Source organism: Streptomyces sp. NPDC034103, assembly GCF_055575395.1.
On record NZ_JBVISS010000010.1, the window covers coordinates 268,149 to 286,365 of the forward strand.

Annotated in this window: 14 protein-coding genes and 4 pseudogenes; 5 read left to right on the forward strand and 13 right to left on the reverse strand. The window is 68.4% G+C overall.

The window, feature by feature from the left end:
* Positions 1-60: 60 nt before the first annotated feature.
* From ACZ56U_RS23675 to ACZ56U_RS23685, 3 genes are all read right to left on the reverse strand, one after another.
* Positions 61-1,857 carry a right-handed parallel beta-helix repeat-containing protein gene (locus ACZ56U_RS23675; RefSeq protein WP_469085979.1) on the reverse strand — a complete coding sequence of 599 codons (1,797 nt, stop codon included), beginning with the start codon at positions 1,855-1,857 and terminating at the stop codon, positions 61-63.
* A 409-nt stretch (positions 1,858-2,266) separates the two neighbouring features.
* A complete protein-coding gene (locus ACZ56U_RS23680; RefSeq protein ID WP_469085980.1) occupies positions 2,267-2,584 on the reverse strand; it encodes a hypothetical protein in 318 nt (105 codons plus the stop codon).
* Between the two features lie 581 nt (positions 2,585-3,165).
* Positions 3,166-3,405 carry a chaplin gene (locus tag ACZ56U_RS23685; RefSeq protein ID WP_469085981.1) on the reverse strand — a complete coding sequence of 80 codons (240 nt, stop codon included), beginning with the start codon at positions 3,403-3,405 and terminating at the stop codon, positions 3,166-3,168.
* Between the two features lie 194 nt (positions 3,406-3,599).
* On the opposite strand from ACZ56U_RS23685, the gene ACZ56U_RS23690 reads away from it, so the two are divergent.
* Positions 3,600-4,244, forward strand: coding sequence for a carbonic anhydrase (locus tag ACZ56U_RS23690; protein ID WP_469085982.1), 645 nt, complete (start codon positions 3,600-3,602; stop codon positions 4,242-4,244).
* Positions 4,245-4,983: 739 nt separating this feature from the next.
* Here the strand turns inward: ACZ56U_RS23690 and ACZ56U_RS23695 are convergent.
* The 3 genes from ACZ56U_RS23695 to ACZ56U_RS23705 form a co-directional block, all read right to left on the reverse strand.
* The gene (locus ACZ56U_RS23695) at positions 4,984-5,520 is read right to left on the reverse strand and encodes a TerD family protein (RefSeq protein WP_469085983.1); all 537 of its coding nucleotides are present in this window, start codon (positions 5,518-5,520) and stop codon (positions 4,984-4,986) included.
* 399 nt (positions 5,521-5,919) lie between these two features.
* Positions 5,920-7,683, reverse strand: coding sequence for a thiamine pyrophosphate-dependent enzyme (locus ACZ56U_RS23700; protein WP_469085984.1), 1,764 nt, complete (start codon positions 7,681-7,683; stop codon positions 5,920-5,922).
* A 14-nt stretch (positions 7,684-7,697) separates the two neighbouring features.
* On the reverse strand, positions 7,698-9,281 hold the full coding sequence (locus ACZ56U_RS23705; protein ID WP_469085985.1) for an FMN-binding glutamate synthase family protein: 1,584 nt from the start codon (positions 9,279-9,281) through the stop codon (positions 7,698-7,700).
* A 603-nt stretch (positions 9,282-9,884) separates the two neighbouring features.
* On the opposite strand from ACZ56U_RS23705, the pseudogene ACZ56U_RS23710 reads away from it, so the two are divergent.
* Positions 9,885-10,077: pseudogene (locus ACZ56U_RS23710) on the forward strand (IS110 family transposase); the annotation flags it as partial.
* A gap of 715 nt (positions 10,078-10,792) precedes the next feature.
* On the opposite strand, the pseudogene ACZ56U_RS23715 reads toward ACZ56U_RS23710, so the two are convergent.
* A pseudogene (locus tag ACZ56U_RS23715) lies at positions 10,793-11,629 on the reverse strand (IS5 family transposase).
* Positions 11,630-11,961: 332 nt separating this feature from the next.
* Between ACZ56U_RS23715 and ACZ56U_RS23720 the strand changes: the two are divergent.
* Positions 11,962-12,372 carry a hypothetical protein gene (locus ACZ56U_RS23720; protein WP_469085986.1) on the forward strand — a complete coding sequence of 137 codons (411 nt, stop codon included), beginning with the start codon at positions 11,962-11,964 and terminating at the stop codon, positions 12,370-12,372.
* A 761-nt stretch (positions 12,373-13,133) separates the two neighbouring features.
* Here ACZ56U_RS23720 and ACZ56U_RS23725 read toward each other — a convergent pair.
* The 3 genes and pseudogenes from ACZ56U_RS23725 to ACZ56U_RS23735 form a co-directional block, all read right to left on the reverse strand.
* Entirely contained in the window at positions 13,134-13,478 is a 345-nt protein-coding gene (locus tag ACZ56U_RS23725; protein ID WP_469085987.1) for a VOC family protein, read from the reverse strand.
* Positions 13,479-13,568: 90 nt separating this feature from the next.
* Positions 13,569-13,910: pseudogene (locus tag ACZ56U_RS23730) on the reverse strand (helix-turn-helix domain-containing protein); the annotation flags it as partial.
* Between the two features lie 60 nt (positions 13,911-13,970).
* A complete protein-coding gene (locus ACZ56U_RS23735; RefSeq protein WP_469085988.1) occupies positions 13,971-14,966 on the reverse strand; it encodes an Lrp/AsnC family transcriptional regulator in 996 nt (331 codons plus the stop codon).
* 126 nt (positions 14,967-15,092) lie between these two features.
* Between ACZ56U_RS23735 and ACZ56U_RS23740 the strand changes: the two genes are divergently transcribed.
* Positions 15,093-16,571, forward strand: a complete 1,479-nt coding sequence (locus tag ACZ56U_RS23740) for an MFS transporter (RefSeq protein WP_469085989.1) — start codon at positions 15,093-15,095, stop codon at positions 16,569-16,571.
* 152 nt (positions 16,572-16,723) lie between these two features.
* Here the strand turns inward: ACZ56U_RS23740 and ACZ56U_RS23745 are convergent, their stop codons facing one another.
* Positions 16,724-16,939, reverse strand: coding sequence for a hypothetical protein (locus ACZ56U_RS23745; RefSeq protein WP_469085990.1), 216 nt, complete (start codon positions 16,937-16,939; stop codon positions 16,724-16,726).
* A gap of 372 nt (positions 16,940-17,311) precedes the next feature.
* The gene (locus ACZ56U_RS23750) at positions 17,312-17,470 is read right to left on the reverse strand and encodes a hypothetical protein (protein ID WP_469085991.1); all 159 of its coding nucleotides are present in this window, start codon (positions 17,468-17,470) and stop codon (positions 17,312-17,314) included.
* Between the two features lie 165 nt (positions 17,471-17,635).
* Here ACZ56U_RS23750 and ACZ56U_RS23755 point away from each other — a divergent pair.
* Positions 17,636-17,890, forward strand: a pseudogene (locus ACZ56U_RS23755) (substrate-binding domain-containing protein); the annotation flags it as partial.
* A 47-nt stretch (positions 17,891-17,937) separates the two neighbouring features.
* On the opposite strand, the gene ACZ56U_RS23760 reads toward ACZ56U_RS23755, so the two are convergent.
* Complete coding sequence (locus ACZ56U_RS23760) at positions 17,938-18,078, reverse strand: RICIN domain-containing protein (protein WP_469085992.1); 141 nt, start codon at positions 18,076-18,078, stop codon at positions 17,938-17,940.
* Positions 18,079-18,217 lie beyond the last annotated feature (139 nt).

The following is an 18,217-nucleotide window of genomic DNA, read 5'->3' on the forward strand; positions in this document are numbered from 1 at the left end:
GGGCCGCGACGGGCGACCCGTCGCGGCCCTTCCTCCTCGTCTTCGGGTGTTTGCGGAGGGTCAGTGTCGCGACAGGGGCTTCTCGTCCGCACCCGGGTCGACGAACTGACTGCCGTCGGCGTCTTCGGCGTCCTCTGCGTCGCCGGGCGCCGCGGGCGTCGGGTCCGACAGGAGGTTCAGGTCCTCGGCGCCGGCTGCGCCGGAGTCGGGCGACGGGCTGGCGATCACCGGCCGGGCGGCCCCGACCACCAAGGTCTGTCCGAGCCGGTTGCCGAAGTAGTCGACGAGCCCCGGCGCGACTCCGAAGGTCCCGGCTTCCAGGCCCAGGGGCGCTGCGCTCGCGCAGCGGGGCACCAGGTTCATGGCGTCGGCCCCCTCGGGGACGGGTGCGATCAGGCCTGGCAGGCAGGGATTTTCGTCGGAGCCGATGGGCTTCCCGTTGAGGATTTCCTGGAGCGACGCGGTACGCCAGTCGGCCAGCGTGGCGTGGCGCTGGGGCCCCCAGCCCAGGTCCCAACGGCCGCTGCTGTAGTAATCGTTGCCCTGAAGCCTCAGATGGGAGGGGCTGTAGGGGGACTGGGCCTCGACCAGGGGGCCGCCGTCGGTGGCGAAGATGTTGTTGTGGACGCGTACGTCACGCATGCCGTCACGCAGCCGGAGCGCCGGCGGCCTGACTCCGACGGCTTGTGCGGAGGCCAGGCCGACGGTCCGCATCACCACCGTGTTGTGATGGATGTCCAAGTCGCTCATGCGGGTGCCGTAGGCGACGATGCCGCCGTAATCGGGCAGCTTGCGGGCGTCGTCCCAGCTCATGTTGAAACGGACGGTGTTGTTCTTGTGGGCGCCGGTCGGCTGCCCGGAGTAGACGAGAAAGCCGGCCCCGTCATTGCCGTGCGCGAGGTTGTACTGCATGACCGAGTCCGACACGTTGTTGTCCAGGCCGAAGCCGCCGCCGTCGACACGGGAACCCGTGCGGTTGCGGTAGGACGTGTTGTGCTCCAGCACGACGCGGGTGGAGTCGTACACCCAGACCCCTTCAGGCCCCTCGTCCGCGGTGGCGGCGGACCTCGCGCCATTGCCATAGGCGAGCGAACGCGCCACCCTGGCATCCCGCACGCTGCCGAGGGCGATGCCGCTGCCGGTGTTGCGGTCGACGCTGTGGGGGTCGCCGGCGTTGGCGTATGCCCTCACTCGCTCGATCCGGAGCCCTTCGTTCGCGTAGGCCGGGCGGTCGGCGTCGAACACGGGCCCGTAGAAGGTGAGCCCGGCTTCGAGGTTGTGATGCACCGAGACGTCGGTGATCCGTACGTCGCTGAAACCCGCCGCATCATCCCGGTCCGCGCCCACGCTGATGCCGTTCTGGAATCCCCTGGCCTCTACCTTCGAGATCCTGACGTGACCGAGCCGCCGGTGGTTGGGCAAACTGTTCCGAAAGGCGACACCGACCCCTTCTTGAAGGGCCTTGGCATCGCCTACCAGCGACAGGTTCCGGATGTCCACTCCCGCGGTGTTCCGCACCGTGATCGCCGACGTGCGCCGCGGCGCGATGGTGGCACGGCCGGTCCCGTACGACTCAATGACCACGGGCTCACTCGCACTGCCGGCCTCGCCCTTCTCGAGGGTCAGGCTCCCGCGAAACCGTGCGCCGCCTTTCAGCCGAACCCGGTCACCGGGCCGCAGCCGCACGCTGTTCACGTGGTCGAGGGTCCGCCATGGCCTCTGAGGAGACATCCCGTCGTTCCCGTCGTCGCCGTCCGGGCTCACATAGAAGGTGAACGGCCCTCCCGTGGCGGGACGGGCGGGACGATAGAGGCCCGGTACGTCGCACCCCGTCAGCAGCAACAGCGCTGCCGCCATGGCTCCCGTGGCGGCCCTCGACGTCCGGCTCCGCTTCACCGCTCTCACTGCCACCCCTTGCGTCATATCGGTGTTAAACCGACAAATTGCACGTCAAATTACAGAGTGTCAGAAAAGGTAGGCGCGAAACGCCGATGACAGTGCGACATCCGGGTCACGTAAGTGCCGCCATCCGCACTGGTGACGCGCGTCGCGGCGTTTCGAGGGCGGCGCGCATCTCGTAGGCCGGGTCGCTTGAATTGCCTGAGTCAGACTCCGACACCGAATGTCAGCGTGGCGCCGGACAACATGAGGGGAGGAGCCGAGGTGGCCTGGCCGGGGGAACGGTTGCACAACGAGTGCGTCGAGTGCGCCCGTGATCACCCTCGGGCCGTGTCAACGGCCCTTTCGGCCTCCCCAGTCAGGGCCGCTACGGTTGCGCGTCGAGCTGCGTGAGACCTTCTTCCCAGCGCCTTCGCCGTTCGTCCTCGTCCTGCTCCCACCAAGGAGTGCCGCGCTCGCCCAGTGCGGTCTTCGCCGTGTTCACCCGAGCCCGCGCCGCCCGCTCGGCGGCCGGGTCACCTGCGGACAGGGCCGAACGGACGGCGCGCCGCGCCGACATAAGGTGCCGGCGCAGAACGGCGGCGACCTCCGGGGGCAGTGACGGATCGGTGGCACGCCACCGACGGCCATTGATCACGACATAACGGCCGTCGGGGGTCATGGGCGGGGGGCGATGTTCCGGCATGGCTCAGGATCCTTCAGGACCCGCACACCCCACGCATCCCGATGGTGGAGGTCGGGGCCGGGCCGGGCGACTGCCCTGTGCCTGTGCCTGTGCCTGTGCCCGTGCTCATGCCCGTGATGGTCTGGCCGTGGTCGGGCTTGTCACGGGGGCTCCGGTCAGAAGCCACAGGCCGATGGCCGTGACGATGAGTCCTCTTGCGGTGCCGAGCCGGGCCAGGACGGTTTCGCCGGCGAGATGGGTGGCGGTGGGGAGCACGAGGCCGAGGTCCAGGACGCCTCCGGTATGGGTGACGGTGACGGTCTTGGTCGGCAGCGCGTTCGGCGTGGACTTCAACCCCGCCGCCAACCGGCTGCGGGTCATCTCCTTGGACAGCGACAAGCAGGTCATCGCCGTCCTCACCTGGTAGGCCCGGCAAAGGACGGGGGTACTGCGGGTGGCTGTGCCGGCAGCCACCCGCAGCCGACCCGCCCAGTTCACGGTCAGTGCAAGGCGTCCTCAGGGTCGCCTCGCACGCCGTAGCCGGGGCAGGTCACCGACCCGTCTTGTCGGCGGTGGACCGGGGCTCTTCTCCCGGCGTCCGGTCAGTCGTTGACGCAGGTGTTGCCGAAGGCGGGGTTGAGCAGGCCGATGACCCTGACGGTGTTGCCGCAGGCGTTGACCGGGATGTGGATGGGCACCTGGATGAGGTTGCCCGAGCCCACGCCCGGCGAGTACGCCGCCACGCCCTGCGCGCCGGCGTCGGCGGACGCCGCCGACGCGCCGCCCACCAGGACCGCACCGGCCGCCAGTGCCACCGCCAGACCTCGTCGTACACGAACCATCGTGACTTCCTCCCATGGGATGCGTGCGGCCGTGCGGACGTTCCGCGCGCCCGGTGAGGAGACCGCCAAGCTGCCGGCTCGGTGTGGAGCGCACCGGCGGGCGCTGGTCAAGGAGTCCACGGCGGGTACGGCTCCGGCGGACTGGAGCGGGGGTGTACGACACAGGGGCTGGTGTCACCTCGTAGGCTGCCGCCATGACCGAGAAGATCCTGACTCCCACGCCCCGTGACGCTTTCGACCTGCTCATGGCCGGCAACGAGCGCTTCGTCTCCGGCGCCTCCGAGCATCCGAACCAGGACGCCGCCCGCCGCACCGAGACCGCACCGTCCCAGAAGCCCTTCGCTGTGCTGTTCGGGTGCTCCGACTCCCGGCTGGCCGCCGAGATCATCTTCGACCGCGGTCTGGGCGACCTGTTCGTGGTCCGCACCGCCGGACACGTCGCGGGCACCGAAGTGCTCGGAAGTCTCGAGTTCGGCGTCGCTGTCCTCAACGCGCCGCTGGTCGTCGTCCTCGGCCACGACTCCTGCGGCGCGGTCGCCGCAGCCTGTTCCGCCCTGGAGAACGGGCAGACCCCGGGCGGTTTCGTCCGCGACGTCGTCGAACGGGTGACCCCCAGTGTTCTCGCGGCGCGGGCCGCCGGACGGGTCGAGCCGGACGAGATCCTGGCTGAGCACATCGAGCACACGGTGGACCTGCTGCTGGAGCGCTCCCGCATCCTGGCCGACGCGGTGGCCGAGGGCCGCCTCGGCGTGGTGGGGCTGTCCTACCGGCTGGCCGACGGCAGTGCCCAGCTCGTAGCCGCCCGCGGTATCGACGTGTCGGTTCCCACCGCGTCCTGACCACGCTCGTCCACCGGTCCGGTCACGCCCCCGGCCCGCGCTCTGTCGGCGCGGAGCGCGGGCCGCGGGGTGGACTGGGGGGTGGGCAACGGCCGTAATCGACGGCGGGTGGCACGAGCTCCGCCCCGGGCTGCCAGACCGGTGCGTGCTCCACCGAGTCCGGTCGCGAACCCGTGGGGTCGCAGGTCGGACCACAGTCCAGGGACTGGGAGACCATGAGCCGCTCGGCCGCTTCGGCGCTCTTCGGATCGCCGGCCGGCGGAGCCGGCGGAGTTCGGCTCCCAGGCTGCGTCTGCCACTGCGCTGTCGCTGATCTCCAGATCCAGCAGGCAAGTCCGGGGGCGTGCGTGTGCGCGTTGGTCACCAGTTCGCTGACCGGCCGTGCACACATGTCGGCAGTGGCCGGGCGGTGAAGCCGCCCTTCGGACGTCAGCCGGCCGCGCGGCCTTCACACGCCGGGTCGACGGGCGCGAGCCCGGCGGGGGACGGCTTGGAGCCCCTCCCCCGTTCATCCCACCGGGGCGCCCGGAGGACCGTGCCATTCGCAGAACAGGACGGTGGCGTCGTCCTCCACCCGTCCCTGGTGGTAGTCCATGACGGTGTGCATGAGACGGCGTTGCGTCTCGTCGACGGGCAGCTGTTCGCCAGCGTGAGTATCTGGTGCGACCGCTTCGACGTGTGCTCTGGTCAGCTCTGCCCCACCGCGCTGGTGTGACTGCGGAGCGCTCCATGATCCGGGTCACGACCGCGGGGCGTGGCCCATCTCAGCGGTGAAGACCGTGGGGTCGCTGTCGAAGCCGCGGACCATCTCGTGAAACTTCCAGGCTCCGGACGTATCCCGGGTGAACTCCGCGACCGTCGCCGCGGTGGCTCCCGAGAGCTGGGTGAAGTCGTCCTTGAGGAGCTCCTTGTACCCCTCGACGACCAGTACGCCGGCGTTCGAGACGTCACCGAAGGTCTTGGGGCCGTTGTTCTGGTGGATCGCCACGCCCACGACCACCCGTGCGAAGGAGGAACCGAGGCGATCGAGCTCCAGGGTCATGACCTCGACGTAGCCGAAGCCCTGACCAGTCTGGCTGTGTCGGCCCATGTTGATGGTGCCGTCCGGTGAGCGGCTGTCGAAGTGGACGACGTACACGGGCCGGCTGTAGGGGGTTTCCGCCGAGTAGGTCGTGGCGATGATGTCGAGATGGTGAGATGGCTGGTTCCAGGGACTCGGGTCCCACTTGAGCCGTACCTCGACCTTGCTCACACTCTGCGTGTTGTCGCTGTTCACCGGTTTGCAGCCTCTCCCGAGTCACGTCACCACGGGAATGGCCCCGCATACTCAAGTATGGCTGTCGGCCGATGTGTTGAACCCGGCCTCTAGCGCGACGACGCGCCAGGAGCCGGCTTCGAACGACTTGGCGGTGGTGTGTCTTCCGCGTCGCGGATGGCTGGCGGCGAAGACGAGGACCCGGCGTTCCACAGCGATGGCGCCAAGGAATCGGCAGCCCGCCGAAGCTCCGGCGAAGTGGCCCGCACCTGACCTCATCCGCAGAGCGCCTCAGAGTTCCTGGGCGGGCCAGTCCAGTCGTCGTGGGCTTCGTCACCGGCGGGTTCAGTCACCGACGTCCACCCGTCTGCCCCGACGCGGCATGTATGCCGGGCGTCGGGGCCGGCCTTCGCGGCCAGATCAGTGCGGGCTGTCGTCCCCGTGGCTGCGCACGACCTCCTTGACCTTGGCCACCGCGAACCCCCAGCCCTGCTCGACGGTCGGCTTGGCCGGTACCGCGATCTCGTCCGGGTTCGTGAGGACGTCGAGCAGCACCGGCCCGGGGGTGTCGAAGGCGCGGCGTACGGCGTTCTCCAGGTCGGCCGGGTCCGTCACGCGGATTCCGGGGATGCCCATGGCGGTGGCGACGGCGGCGAAGTCGGGGTTGTCCAGGACGGTGCCGAACTCCGGGAGCCCGACCTGTTCCTGCTCGAGTTTCACCATGCCCAGACGGCGGTTGTCGAAGACGACGAGCTTCACGGGGAGCTGGTGTGTCTTCAGTGTCATGAGGTCGCCGAGGAGCATGCTCAGTCCGCCGTCCCCGCAGAAGGCCACGACCTGCCGCTCACGGTCCAGGCACTGCGCTCCCAGCGCCTGCGGCATCGCGTTGGCCATGGAGCCGAGGTTGTAGGAACCGATGAGCTGCCGCTCGCCGCGCATCTCGACGAAACGGGAGAGCCACACCGTCGCCATGCCCGTGTCGGAGGTGAAGACAGCGTCGTCGTCGGCCAGCCGGTCCACCACCGCGGCCAACGCCTCCGGTCGGATGTCGTGGGTCCGGTTGTCGAGCGAGGAACGCACACGACCGAGCAGGCCCTTGTCGTGTGCCGGGTCGGCCAGCCGTGCCTGGCCCTCGCGCCAGTGCTCGAACCGCTCACGCGCCTTCTCCAGATGCGTGCGGTCACGCGCGCCTTCCGTCCCGGCGGGAGCGGTGGCGAGGTGGGTGAGGAGGTCGCGAACGGTCTCGCCCGTGTCGCCGACGAGGCCGACGTCGACCGGTACGCGTCGCCCGATGTGGGCGGCCTCGGTGTCGACCTGGATGACTGTCTTCCCCTCCGGATACCAGTCCCGGTAGGGGAAGTCGGTCCCCAGGAGCAGCAGGGTGTCCGCGTCGTGAAGGGCGGACGCGGCGGCCGGGTTGCCGATCAGCCCGGTCTGGCCGACCTGGAAAGGATTGGTGTCGCCTTCGAAGCCCTCCTTCGCCTTGAGCGTGAGCACCATGGGCGCGGCCAGCCGGTCGGCGAGGGCCAGTACATCCTCACGTGCGGCGCGTGCGCCCCGTCCGACGAGCAGCGAGACCCTCTCGGACCGGTCCAGGAGTTCGGCGGCACGCCGTACGGCGGATTCCTCGGGCCGGCTGAGCGGAGGGTTCAGGGAGAACCGGGCCGGGCGGTCCGAGGCCAGTTCGCGCTCACCGAGGTCGCCGGGCACGGTCAGGACGGCGACTCCCTTGCGGCCCAGGGCGTGGCGCACCGCCGTCTCGAGCATCTGAGGCAGTTGGTCGGGAGAGGTGATGGTGGCGCGGAAGACGGCCACGTCGCTGAACAGGGCGTCATTGTCGACTTCCTGGAAGTAGTCGGTGCCCAGTTCGGCGAGCGGTACCTGGCCGGCGATCGCCAGGACGGGGGTGCGGCTCTTGGCCGCGTCGTACAGTCCGTTGAGCAGGTGGACGGAACCGGGTCCGACCGTGCCCATGCAGACACCGAGAGTGCCCGAGAGTTGCGACTGCGCGCTCGCGGCGAAGGCCGCCGCCTCCTCGTGCCGGCAGCCCACCCATTCCAGGCCCTCGGTGGTGCGGATGGCGTCGGTCACGGGATTGAGGGCGTCTCCCACGACGCCGAACACCTGGCGCACGCCGAGTTCGCTCAGGGCGTCCACGATGACGCGGGCTACGGTTCGGGCCACTTGAGTCCTCCAGGTCAGACGGTGAATCGGTCGGGGTCGGCGGCCTGCCAGTCGGCCGCCCAGGCGGCAGGCGGCTCGGCGAGCAACTGGCCCGGTTCGAGCCACTCGTACAGCTCCTCGTAGGAGCGCTCGGTGTACGGATCGATGCGCCGGCGGAGCATGCGCGGGCGCAGCTCGGCGGGATCGGTGGCCCCCATGGACGCCATGATCTGCAGGGCGCTGGCGACGGTCGCTTCCTGGAACCGCTGCACACGCGGCGTCTTGTCACGGACGTCGAGAGCGCGGGCGCGTCGGGGGTCCTGGGTCGTCACACCGGTGGGGCAGGTGTTCGTGTGGCACCGCTGAGCCTGGATGCAGCCGACGGCGAACATCATCGCCCGCGCCGCGTTGCCGTAGTCGGCGCCCTGCACCAGGCGTTTGACCAGATCGGTGCCCGTGGCGATTTTGCCGCTCGCCCCGATCCTGATGCGATCGCGCAGGCCCGCGCCGACGAGGGCGTTGTGCACGGTGAGCAGGCCCTCGGTCAGCGGTGTTCCCACGTGGTCGGCGAATTCCAGGGGCGCGGCTCCGGTGCCGCCTTCGCCTCCGTCCACGACGATGAAGTCGGGGGCCGTGCCCTCCGCCAGCATGGCCTTGCACACGGCGAGGAACTGCCGACGCGACCCCACGCACAGCTTGAACCCGGTCGGCTTGCCACCGGACAGCTCACGCATCCGGGCGATGAAGCGGACGAGTTCGCGCGGGGTGGAGAACACCTTGTGGTACGGCGGCGAGATGACCGTCTGGCCCTCGGGCACGTCCCGTACCTTCGCGATCTCGGCGTTGACCTTCGTGCCGGGCAGGACACCGCCGATGCCGGGTTTGGCGCCCTGCGAGAGCTTCAGGGACACGCACTTGACGTGATCGTGCGCGGCCTTTTCGGCGAACTCGGCGGGGTCGAAGTCGCCGTCCTGGGTACGGCAGCCGAAGTACCCGGTGCCGATCTCCCAGACCAGGTCCCCACCCGGCCTCAGGTGGTACTCCGACAGGCCGCCTTCACCGGTGTCGTGGGCGAAGCCCCCGGCCGCGGCGCCGCCGTTGAGCGCGAGAATCGCGTTGGCCGACAGCGAACCGAAGCTCATCGCCGACACGTTCAGCAGCGCCATGTCATAGGGACGGCTGCAGTCGGGCCCACCGACCCGCACCCGCGGAGGCGACTTCGGCACCGGGCGCGGAGCCATCGACGGCACGAGGAACTCGTAACCGGGCTCATACACGTCCCGTTCAGTACCGTACGGCTGCTCGGCGTCCGTGCCTTTCGCCCGCTCGTAGACGATGGTGCGGACATCCCGGTCGAAGGGGCGCCCGTCGAAGTTCCGCTCGACGAAGTACTGCTGCAACTCGGGACGGATCCGCTCCAGAAGAAAGCGGGCGTGCCCCACAACGGGATAGTTGCGCAACACCGAATGCCGGCGCTGCAACAGGTCCGCCGCACCCAGCAGGCCCAGCAGGACGAGCGGTACGGCGGCAGCGCACCACCACAGCGAGAGACCGACCGCTGCAACGGACGCCAGCACGCCGAGGGCCAGAGTCAGAACGACGATTGCCATACGAGTCACGTTCCGCTCCTTGCCCATGATCGGCCCTCCAGTCCTGCGGTTTCGTCAAGAAACCGGCAAGGCTCGGTGCACTCGGTGCAGTGGCACGACGCACGCTCCTCGGCAGTGCCCGACACTCTGTGCCGTGGAACGACCGCCCACCGGCAGCAGAAGCGGCGGGGCGCCGAGGAACCTGTTGAGCTGCCCGGACTGTGCCACCGCCTCGCGTCGGGTGCACAGTCCGCCGACGGGACACTCGGCGGGCCGCCGCCCGCATCGTGCCCGTGCAAGCCCCCGGCCCAGCGAGTACGCGATGAACGAGACGGCCGCCGCGACGATCCAGATCCTGATCGTGGACGACCATGCCGTCCTCCGTACGGGACTGCGCGCCCTCCTCGGCGGTGAGCCGGTGAGATCCAGTTCGGGCCAGAGCACGGGCCGCCGCCTGGTCGTCAGGGTCGGCTGGCCGGACCTGATGGGTGTCGACGCTCATCGTGCCGGCACACGCGGCGGGCGCTCCCGGCTCGCGATCAGTCCGAAACAGCACCCGTCGCCAGCGTCGCACCCCTTCAGTCACGCGACGTCGAAGCCCACGCCGTTGTCTCACACCTCCAAACGCACGGAGGCGGCAATCGGCAGCTCAAACGGACGGTGTTCCTGTCCGCGTTCGCCCCCCTGCACGATCACACCTCCCGTTCCCTACTACGACCGATGCCGGGCCCGCAGCAAGACGGACACGCACGCTCTTCTCCGCCTGGCCCGACATCGCATCAGCGTGCTGTTCGCGATATTCCGCGACGGCACGACACCCTCTCCGAACCCAGAACCCACGCCTCGCCCGACGCAAGGCACAGAGGCACCCCCGCAATCGGCGGTTCCCCCGTTGCATTTGAGCCAGCTCCTCAACTTCGTTGCTGGTCAAGTTGTCACGCTTCGCCCGCGCAGCGGGTAACCGCGCAGGGCTCCGGATCCCCGGGGGCCGCACCCCTTTCCGTACACCCACCGCCTCCCCGCTGTGACGCGGTAGAGCGCGCATGGTGCGTGCTGACGGAGTGTGAGAACACATCGCTTAAGAGGGTGTTTCTGATGGCGGACTGTTGGTCGCTCGAAACGGGTGGTCTGCCTGAAGGACTGGTGGGTACGGTGACCCGGTGTGCTTCTACGCCATGACCTACTACAAGCTGCACTACGCGTGTGTTTCGTGCCGTGTCAGCTTCAAGCAGCATGCCTATCCGCAGCGCGAGCACGTGTGCCCAAACTGTTCTCAGCCCCTCATTTGCGCTGGTCATGACTTCGCTCCGCCGCCCAGGCGTGATGTCCACGCGTGGTCTGTGGTGGCTGCGGTGCTGGGTGAAGGGCTGCGCTACGAGGGGCTATCGGTCTGCGGGTGCGGCAAGGAGCCCAAGTACCGCCCGCGGACACGATCCGAGCTGCGGGTGCGTCGGGTCGTTGCCGCAAGGGACGGGCTGCCGCTGTCCGAGACGTTGTCCCGACCGGACCCTCTGACCCCGTCGACGGACTGACCTCGCATCTCAGCATGTCAGGCGGCGATGTCCGATGAGGGCTGCTGCGACGCCGACGAAGGCCAGGAAGTGCTCGGGCTTGCGCTCGTATCGACGGTGCAGGCGCCGACAGCCGGCCAGCCAGGACACTGTTCTCTCCACGACCCAGCGGTGACGGCCGAGCCGGTTCGACGATTCGGTTCCTTTGCGAGCAATGCGAGGGGTGATGTCCCGCTCTAGAAGCCATCGCCGCAGGTGGGCGTAGTCATACCCCTTGTCGGCGTGGAGTTTGTCGGGCTTGCGTCGACGAGGGCCGCGGCGGGAGCGGACCGGAGGGATACCGCAGATCAGTGGCTTCAGAGCCTGACTGTCGTGAAGGTTGGCGGCCGAGATCCCCAGGGACAGCGGAAGTCCGTTCCGGTCCGTGATCAAGTGGATCTTCGATCTGTTCTTGCCGCGATCGGTCGGATTCGGTCCCGTCAACAGCCCCCTTTTGCGGCGCGAATACTCACCGAGTCGACCGCGCAGCGGGACCAGTCCAGCTCACCACGGGCTCCCAACTCGTCCAGGATCACACGGTGTAGCCGGGCCCACACCCGTGCGCGGCTCCACTGGGCGAAACGCCGATAGACCGTTTGCCAGCACGGGCCGAACACGGGCGGCAGTTGCCGCCAGGTGCGCCCGGAGGTAGCGACGAAGATGATCCAGGCCAAGACCTCGCGATCGTCAGCTCGCCTTTTCCCTCCGCCCTGCGGGCGGACTACCTCGGTCGGCGGCACGACCCGCCGGAACAGTTCCCACAGCTCCTCCGGGCACCAGCCGCTCTACAAGGCCTGCCTTACCCCGACAACGACATGGACCCACCATCAGAAACGGTGCCTAAGCGACATTCTGGGGCGGTGGCGGCGATGCCTGAATCTGAGTCTGTTGAGCAATTAGTGACGAGCTGCGCACAAGTGAGCCACGAGGAAATAGGGTTGTGCACGCCTGAGTCTTCCGGTGAACCACTATCCGAACCTAAGATCATCAACGGTCAAGGTGATCACACCGGCTGCAGCACCGAAATGCCTTGCGACTCGGTTCGCCCGGCACTGATTGGTCGTCCTTCTGACGTCGATCGGTGCGGCGGTCAAAATTCTTGCTGATCACGACCGGGCGTCTGGTGCATTTATTTAGCAGACCAAGGAAAAGGGAATAATATGCGTAAACTTCCTGCATTGCTGAGCACTGCAGTGATGGCGGCTGGGCTGATTTCGCTCTCGACACCGTCAGCGTCTGCTGCGACTTCGTCGGGATGTGAGGTGGACGGTTCCTACGGGTACTGGTGGGGGGACTGGTCGAGCAGCACCAAACTGGACCCGCTGGAGCTCCACCTGTACGACACAGCCGCCGATGGCCACCACCCAGCAATTCGCCTGGTGACGAAGACCAACGGGGGCACCGTTAAGACGTGGTCCTGGCACCACACTTACGGCGGCAAGGGTGCCGCCGACATCTGGGACACGTCCGCCTCCGACCCCGCCGGGATAGCGGCTGTGACTGTCGACGTCGCCATTTTTGAGAAGGATGATTGGCTGGTACAGGACCGCTGCAGCTGGGTCTACCGCTGAACACTCCTCAGAGCTCCCTCCTTCCATTTCTAAGGCACGCATGAAATAAGTTGCCTTCGGCACGAGCGGCACAGGTCGGAGCTCCTCATCGTTGGCGTGGCAATTCACTCGTCACGCCAACGACCCATTCCCGAACACGCGCACGTCGGTGCCTCTGGGCCAGCTGCGCGGCCAGACCCCTGGCCGGCGGAGGCCGTGTCTACCTCCGCACGGAAGACACATTGCTCACCACGGTCGCGACAGTCGGTGAGACCGGCGCGCTCGCCGCTCGCCGTTCAGCACGGATCATGTACCGGTGATCGGTCTCCATCCGCTGGACGGTCACACCGGCAGAGGACTGACTCATGAGGCGGCCCTGCCACAGGGAACGCAGCCGAGCTCGGCGGGACGCAACAGTGGGGTCGCTATTTGTTTCGACCCCTGATCATGACGAAGATCGTGATGGACAAGCCGATGACGAGCACTGCGATGGTCACCGGCGGGTTGTCAGTTATTGCCGCGCTCAACAAGGTCATTCGACACTCCTTCACATAACTCCGCCTGCCGCGACGCTTCTCCGGCGATATCCGATGCGCTCTTTCCTTCAGCGAAACCATCGGCGCCTCCAGCCCCGCACTGAGGGCCGTGAGACCGGACCCCACGGGCAGAGCAGGAACAGCCAGCGCACCGGCCAGTCCCACCGCCTGCCCGGCCCGGGTCAGGGAGCGTTTTCAACCTCCCTCTGAGCAGGTCAGATGCAGCGCAGCGCACAGGTGGGAACCTCACCGAGCGGGCGCCTCGGCAAGTGACAGGCTGTTCCCGTCGGGGTCCAGCACGACGACGTGGCGCACGCCGTTGCTGTAGGTCTCGACCGGTTCGTGGTCGATCCCGTGTGCGGCGAGTCGGGAGAGGATGTCGTCGAGGTCGCTCACGCCGAGCGTGATCATGCCTTCGCCCACTCGCTCAGCGCGCATGTCCCGATCGTCAACGACTACCCATGCGTTTTGACCGACCTGCCACAGGTGTTCCTCGCCAATGAGCTCGTCTGCTGGGCGCCCAAAAAAGGCCTCGAACCACTCGCGTGCCCTGGTCCTGTCACTTACACACCTGATGCTGTAAAGGTCCACTCGGCTTACTCCTCACAGTCGTTTCAGAAGTCGGACCGCTCCCGTGACCCAGACGCATCGGTCGATGAGGTCGTGCTCGCCTGCGGCTTAGGCGTGAGGGACGGCGCCTGCCGGGGCTGGTGAAGCCCACAGGAGACAGTCCTACCGGTCGGCTATGACCTGCGCATTCAGCCGTGCTTATTGGGTTTTGCCCGAGTAGAAGGGACGGTCGGCGGCGATTCGGTCGATCGGCAGCAGCGTCCCGTCCAGGAAACAGGTACGCCGGGGACAGGTACTCCTTCATCTAGGCGCGCCCTCATGGCTTCGGCGAACCTGGGGGCAAGCGCAGCCAGCAGTTCGACGGTCCCGGTGACGTAGCGGTAGACGGTGGTGGTGCCGTCCCGAGACCTGCCGCGAGCTGGCATAAGGGGGCCCGTTGTGGAGGTGGGCGAGAGGGGCGTCATCCGGCTGTCGGGCCAACTGGGCAGCCAGGCGCAGGAGGTTGGAAACCGCTCAGGGTGTCCGCACAGCCACCGCTGCCTTGTACGTGCGCAGTACTGGTGCCGTTTCCATCCGTGCCACTGCCTCCCATGCCACGCGTCGCGTGAGGTACGCGTGGAGCGCCTCCGCGTCCCGGCACAGGGCATGAGCGACCAGGTTCGTGGGCCCGGTCGTCGCCGCGACCAACGCCAGTTCGTCGTGGCCCGCCAGGGCGGTGGCCACCGTCTCCAGGTGCGCGGGCGCGACCTGCATCCACAACAGCGCCGACACCGTGATGCCCACCAGCGCCGGGTCCACGTCCACGTCGAAGAACAACGCGTCGCGTGCCCGCAGTTCGGCGAGTCGGCGGGCCACTGTCGACGCCGTCGTGCCGGTCACCGCAGCCAGTTCTGCGTAGCTGGCTCGTGCGTCCTCGCGCAACGCGTTCAGCAACACCCGGTCCGCGGGGGTCAGCAGGTACGGCCCTTCCTCAGGGTGCGCGGCTCGCCCGTTGACGCCACTTGTGTCCCGTTCAGCGCGTAGCCGGGCCTGCTGCTCCTCGTCCAGCGCGTTCACCCGTCCCCGCCATGCCGTCGGCCCGCCGAGGTAGGTGTGCAGCAGGTAGTGCGCGGAGACCGAGGTGATCCCGGCAGTGCGCGGGATGTCGCGTAGCAGCAGCGTGTGCGCGTCCGGACCGGAGGGTGCCGTGTGGATGATCGCCACGATCTCCGTGCCGCCGGACGTCAGCCGTACCCACGAGGTGTCCGGTCGGCGCGCGAGCGCCAACGCGATGTCGTGCGCGCTGCGCGTCGCCGCCGTCAGCCGCACGAACCACTGGTGTGCGCCCGCGCTGCGCGGAGTCGGCAGCGTCACCACCCGCAGCCCGGCTTGCGCGTGCAGGCGGCGGTAGCGGCGGACGACGGTTTGCGTCGAGGAGCCGAGGATCTCGGCAATCAGCGTGAACGGCGCCCGCGCGTCCACCTGCAGGGCATGGATCAGGCCTCGATCCAGGTCATCCAGTATGAGCATATCCAGCAAATTAGCTGATCTGAATGGAAGTTATGGCCCGTCGGCTGCGAAGAAATGGAAGCTGACGCGGGTGTGCGGGCACGGTGGTCGCCGGTTCGTCACGACCCGTATTCCTAGGGAGACCGCATGTCTCGCACGACCGGCACACCCGCCACCACGCCCGCCGCAGCGGGCACCCCCGCCAACGCGCCCGTGCCGTACCGGTGGCGCTGGATAGCGCTCGCCGCACTCCTCGCCGCCGAGGCCATGAACCTGCTCGACGCCACCATCGTCCAGGTCGCCGCGCCTGTCATCCACACCGATCTCGGCGGAGCGGGCGCCACCATCCCGTGGTTCAGCGCCTCCTACACCCTTGCCTTCGCCCTCGGCCTGCTCACCGGCGCCCGCCTTGGCGACATTCACGGCCGCAAGCGCGTCTTTCGTACCGGGGTCGTCGCGTTCGCCGCGACCTCCCTGGCGTGCGCGCTCGCTCCCACCCCCACCGTTCTCATCATCCTGCGTGCCCTGCAAGGGGCCACCGCGGCCGCGATCATCCCGCAGACGTTCGGGCTGATCCGCGCGATGTTCACCGGCACCGAACTGTCCAAGGCTCTCGGCATGATCGGTCCTGTCATGGGGATGTCCGCCGTTGCCGGCCCCGCGCTCGGCGGCGTTCTCACCCACGCCGACCTGCTCGGCGCCTCCTGGCGCGCCGTCTTCCTCGTCAACCTCCCCCTCGCCGCGGCCGTTCTGGCCGCCGCACCCCGGTTGCGCGAGGACCGCGCCCCCGTCCGTCCGCGCCTCGACCCGGCCGGCACCGCACTGGCCATGCTCGGCACGGCCCTGCTGGTGTGCCCGCTCGCCACCGGCCACCCCGGGCCCGCAGCGTGGGCGACCGCCGCAGTCGGCGCCGTCGTTCTCACGGTGTTCGCCGCCCAGCAACGCCGCACCGCCCGTCGCGGCAAAGCCCCGTTGATCGAACCCGCCCTGCTGCGCGGCCGCTCCTTTCCTGCCGCACTCGCCACGTCCACGCTGTTCTTCGCCGTGATGAATGGCGTCATGATCACCGTCGTTCTGCACCTTGAACTCGGCCTCCACGACGGGCCGCTGACCGCCGGACTCAGCCTGCTGCCCTGGTCCATGGGACTGGCCGTCGCCTCCTGGGCCGCCGGAAGCCACCTCGTCCCCCGGTACGGCGGGCGTGTCATGCATGCCGGCATCGCGACCTTCGCCTGCGGCCTGGCCGCCGCCGCCCTCTCCTACCGCGCCGCAGCCCCCGACGCGTACCCGACGGCCCTCCCGTTCGCCCTCGCGTTGGTGGGGCTGGGCTCCGGGCTGTTCACGCCGCCGTTCTTCACCACCGCGCTGGGAGCCGTCGGACCGCAGGAGACCGGCTCCGCAGCGGGACTACTCAACGCCGTCCAACAACTCGGCGGAACGCTCGGCGTCGCCCTCATCGGCGGGATCTACCTCGACACGACCGGCGGCCCCCGCACCGCGGCCGAACACGCCCTCGGCACAGCCACCGTGCTCCTGGCCGCCACCGCAGCGGCCGCCGGTGTGATGACGGCGCGCCGTACCCGAGCATCCGTTCCCACCAACAAGGCGGAGGACGAGGCGGGCTGACCATCGCACCTGCTGCCACATCCACGAGGCGGCGCCCGTCACACGGTCACAGCGCTGAACAGCCTCGTGGTGGAGCAGGTCGTGGCACCGAACTACGGTTCGCGTGCGCTCGGTGGGACCATCGCAGGTCCAACCGGGGCGCTAGATCACGCTCAGCCAATTACACCGGCGGCGTAGAGGATCCCGAACACGGCCAGGACGAGTCCAACCACTATGAAAACTGTCCGGTTCCAGAGGTACATCGGCCTGCCGCCGGTCGTCCCGAACACTTCCTTGGAGCTGGCGGCACTGGCCCTTGAAAAGCGAGGCGCGAAGATCGCGAATGCCAGGCCAAAGGCAGCCATGAAGATTCCGACGGCGACGTTCACTGATGCTCCTCGTGTCTAGAAGGTGTATTGCCCGCGCCACTTCCATAGCCGATGTCCGCACCGCTCTTGTCCCCGGCCGGCTTGGAGTTTCCAGGCCGGTAACAGCAGGACACCTCGCCCGGCCAGCCGCTGTCCGTGTCACCAGTGTCCGCGGAGAGCTCACCCACGCCGGGGGCCCGATCCCGAAAGAGGCGGTCAGCTTGGCGTGAGAGGTAGGGGCCCGTCTCCTGCCCGGAGGTGAGCGGGGGCATAGGCGTACGTGTGGGTGCGCTTGCCCGCGTCGTCCACCAAGCCGAGCACCTTCCCGGTGGCGCCGGTGAGGTAGGAGTAGGACTCCCCCAGATCGTCATGGGATTCAACGTGCCCGTCGACTCATGGATGAATCCGGCGTCCAGGTTCGTTCGTCGTCGTGGACGCCGAACCCAGCGCGGTGCGGTGGAACGACGTCGAACCCAGCTTCGTGCGCTCGGAGTTGGTCGTGCCCGCGTGCACCAGTTCGTTGTTCGTGCCGCCGTGCGTGAGGCCGGGCATCTGGCTGTGGTCCAGGGTCGGTTGGTATGGAGCCGCCCGCGCCACCTCGTCGCGTCACCATCGTCGACGTGGCCCGCCATACCCAGGGCCCGGACTGCAACAGGGAGAAGGAGGAGGGCCGTGTCATGGAGGCCATGATCGACCGCGGCATGCCCCAACGCCCCGCGCGCCAGTGGTTATCGGCAGGCCAGGCGGGACCTGGGCCTGGACGAGGAGATCGACGTCCTCTCCACCAGCTACACCCAGCAGGGCGGATACGAGGGCGCGAGACAGTTGCTCGCACGTCCGGTCAGGTTCACGGTTGTGTTCGCGGGGGCGAAGGACATCGTTGCCATGGGTGTCCTGGAGGCGGTGACCGAAGGCGGGCTGTCGGTGCCGGGTGATCTCTCGGTGGCGGGCTACGTGGCGGGGGGCAGTTAATGATGCGGCGCGCTTCGCCCTCCACCCGGTCGCCGTGCTCTGGCGCCTCAGACGACCATCCACTGCTGGCTGCCGGCGGAGGTGCAGGCTGCCTGGTCCAGCGGGGCGCCGTTGACTGTGGACGCTACGGCGACTTCGAGACACTTGCCGCTGTTGACGTTGGTGAAGGTGACGTGGCCTCCGATCACAGCCGTCCTGGGTCCACAGCTGGTGCGGGGCGCCGGTGCATGTCGAATGGACGGCGACCGCTCCGTCGGCGGTGGAGGCGCCGGAGATCTGCAGGCATTTCCGCTGTTGACGTTCACGAGCCGGTAGTTGGAGCCGACG

Excerpts from the sequence above, each read along its gene's own strand:
- ACZ56U_RS23675 (WP_469085979.1), bottom strand. The coding sequence starts at position 1,857 with ATGGCGGCAGCGCTGTTGCTGCTGACGGGGTGCGACGTACCGGGCCTC.
- ACZ56U_RS23680 (WP_469085980.1), bottom strand. The coding sequence starts at position 2,584 with ATGCCGGAACATCGCCCCCCGCCCATGACCCCCGACGGCCGTTATGTC.
- ACZ56U_RS23685 (WP_469085981.1), bottom strand. The coding sequence starts at position 3,405 with ATGGTTCGTGTACGACGAGGTCTGGCGGTGGCACTGGCGGCCGGTGCG.
- ACZ56U_RS23690 (WP_469085982.1), top strand. The coding sequence starts at position 3,600 with ATGACCGAGAAGATCCTGACTCCCACGCCCCGTGACGCTTTCGACCTG.
- ACZ56U_RS23720 (WP_469085986.1), top strand. The coding sequence starts at position 11,962 with ATGCGTAAACTTCCTGCATTGCTGAGCACTGCAGTGATGGCGGCTGGG.
- ACZ56U_RS23735 (WP_469085988.1), bottom strand. The coding sequence starts at position 14,966 with ATGCTCATACTGGATGACCTGGATCGAGGCCTGATCCATGCCCTGCAG.
- ACZ56U_RS23740 (WP_469085989.1), top strand. The coding sequence starts at position 15,093 with ATGTCTCGCACGACCGGCACACCCGCCACCACGCCCGCCGCAGCGGGC.
- ACZ56U_RS23750 (WP_469085991.1), bottom strand. The coding sequence starts at position 17,470 with ATGCCCGGCCTCACGCACGGCGGCACGAACAACGAACTGGTGCACGCG.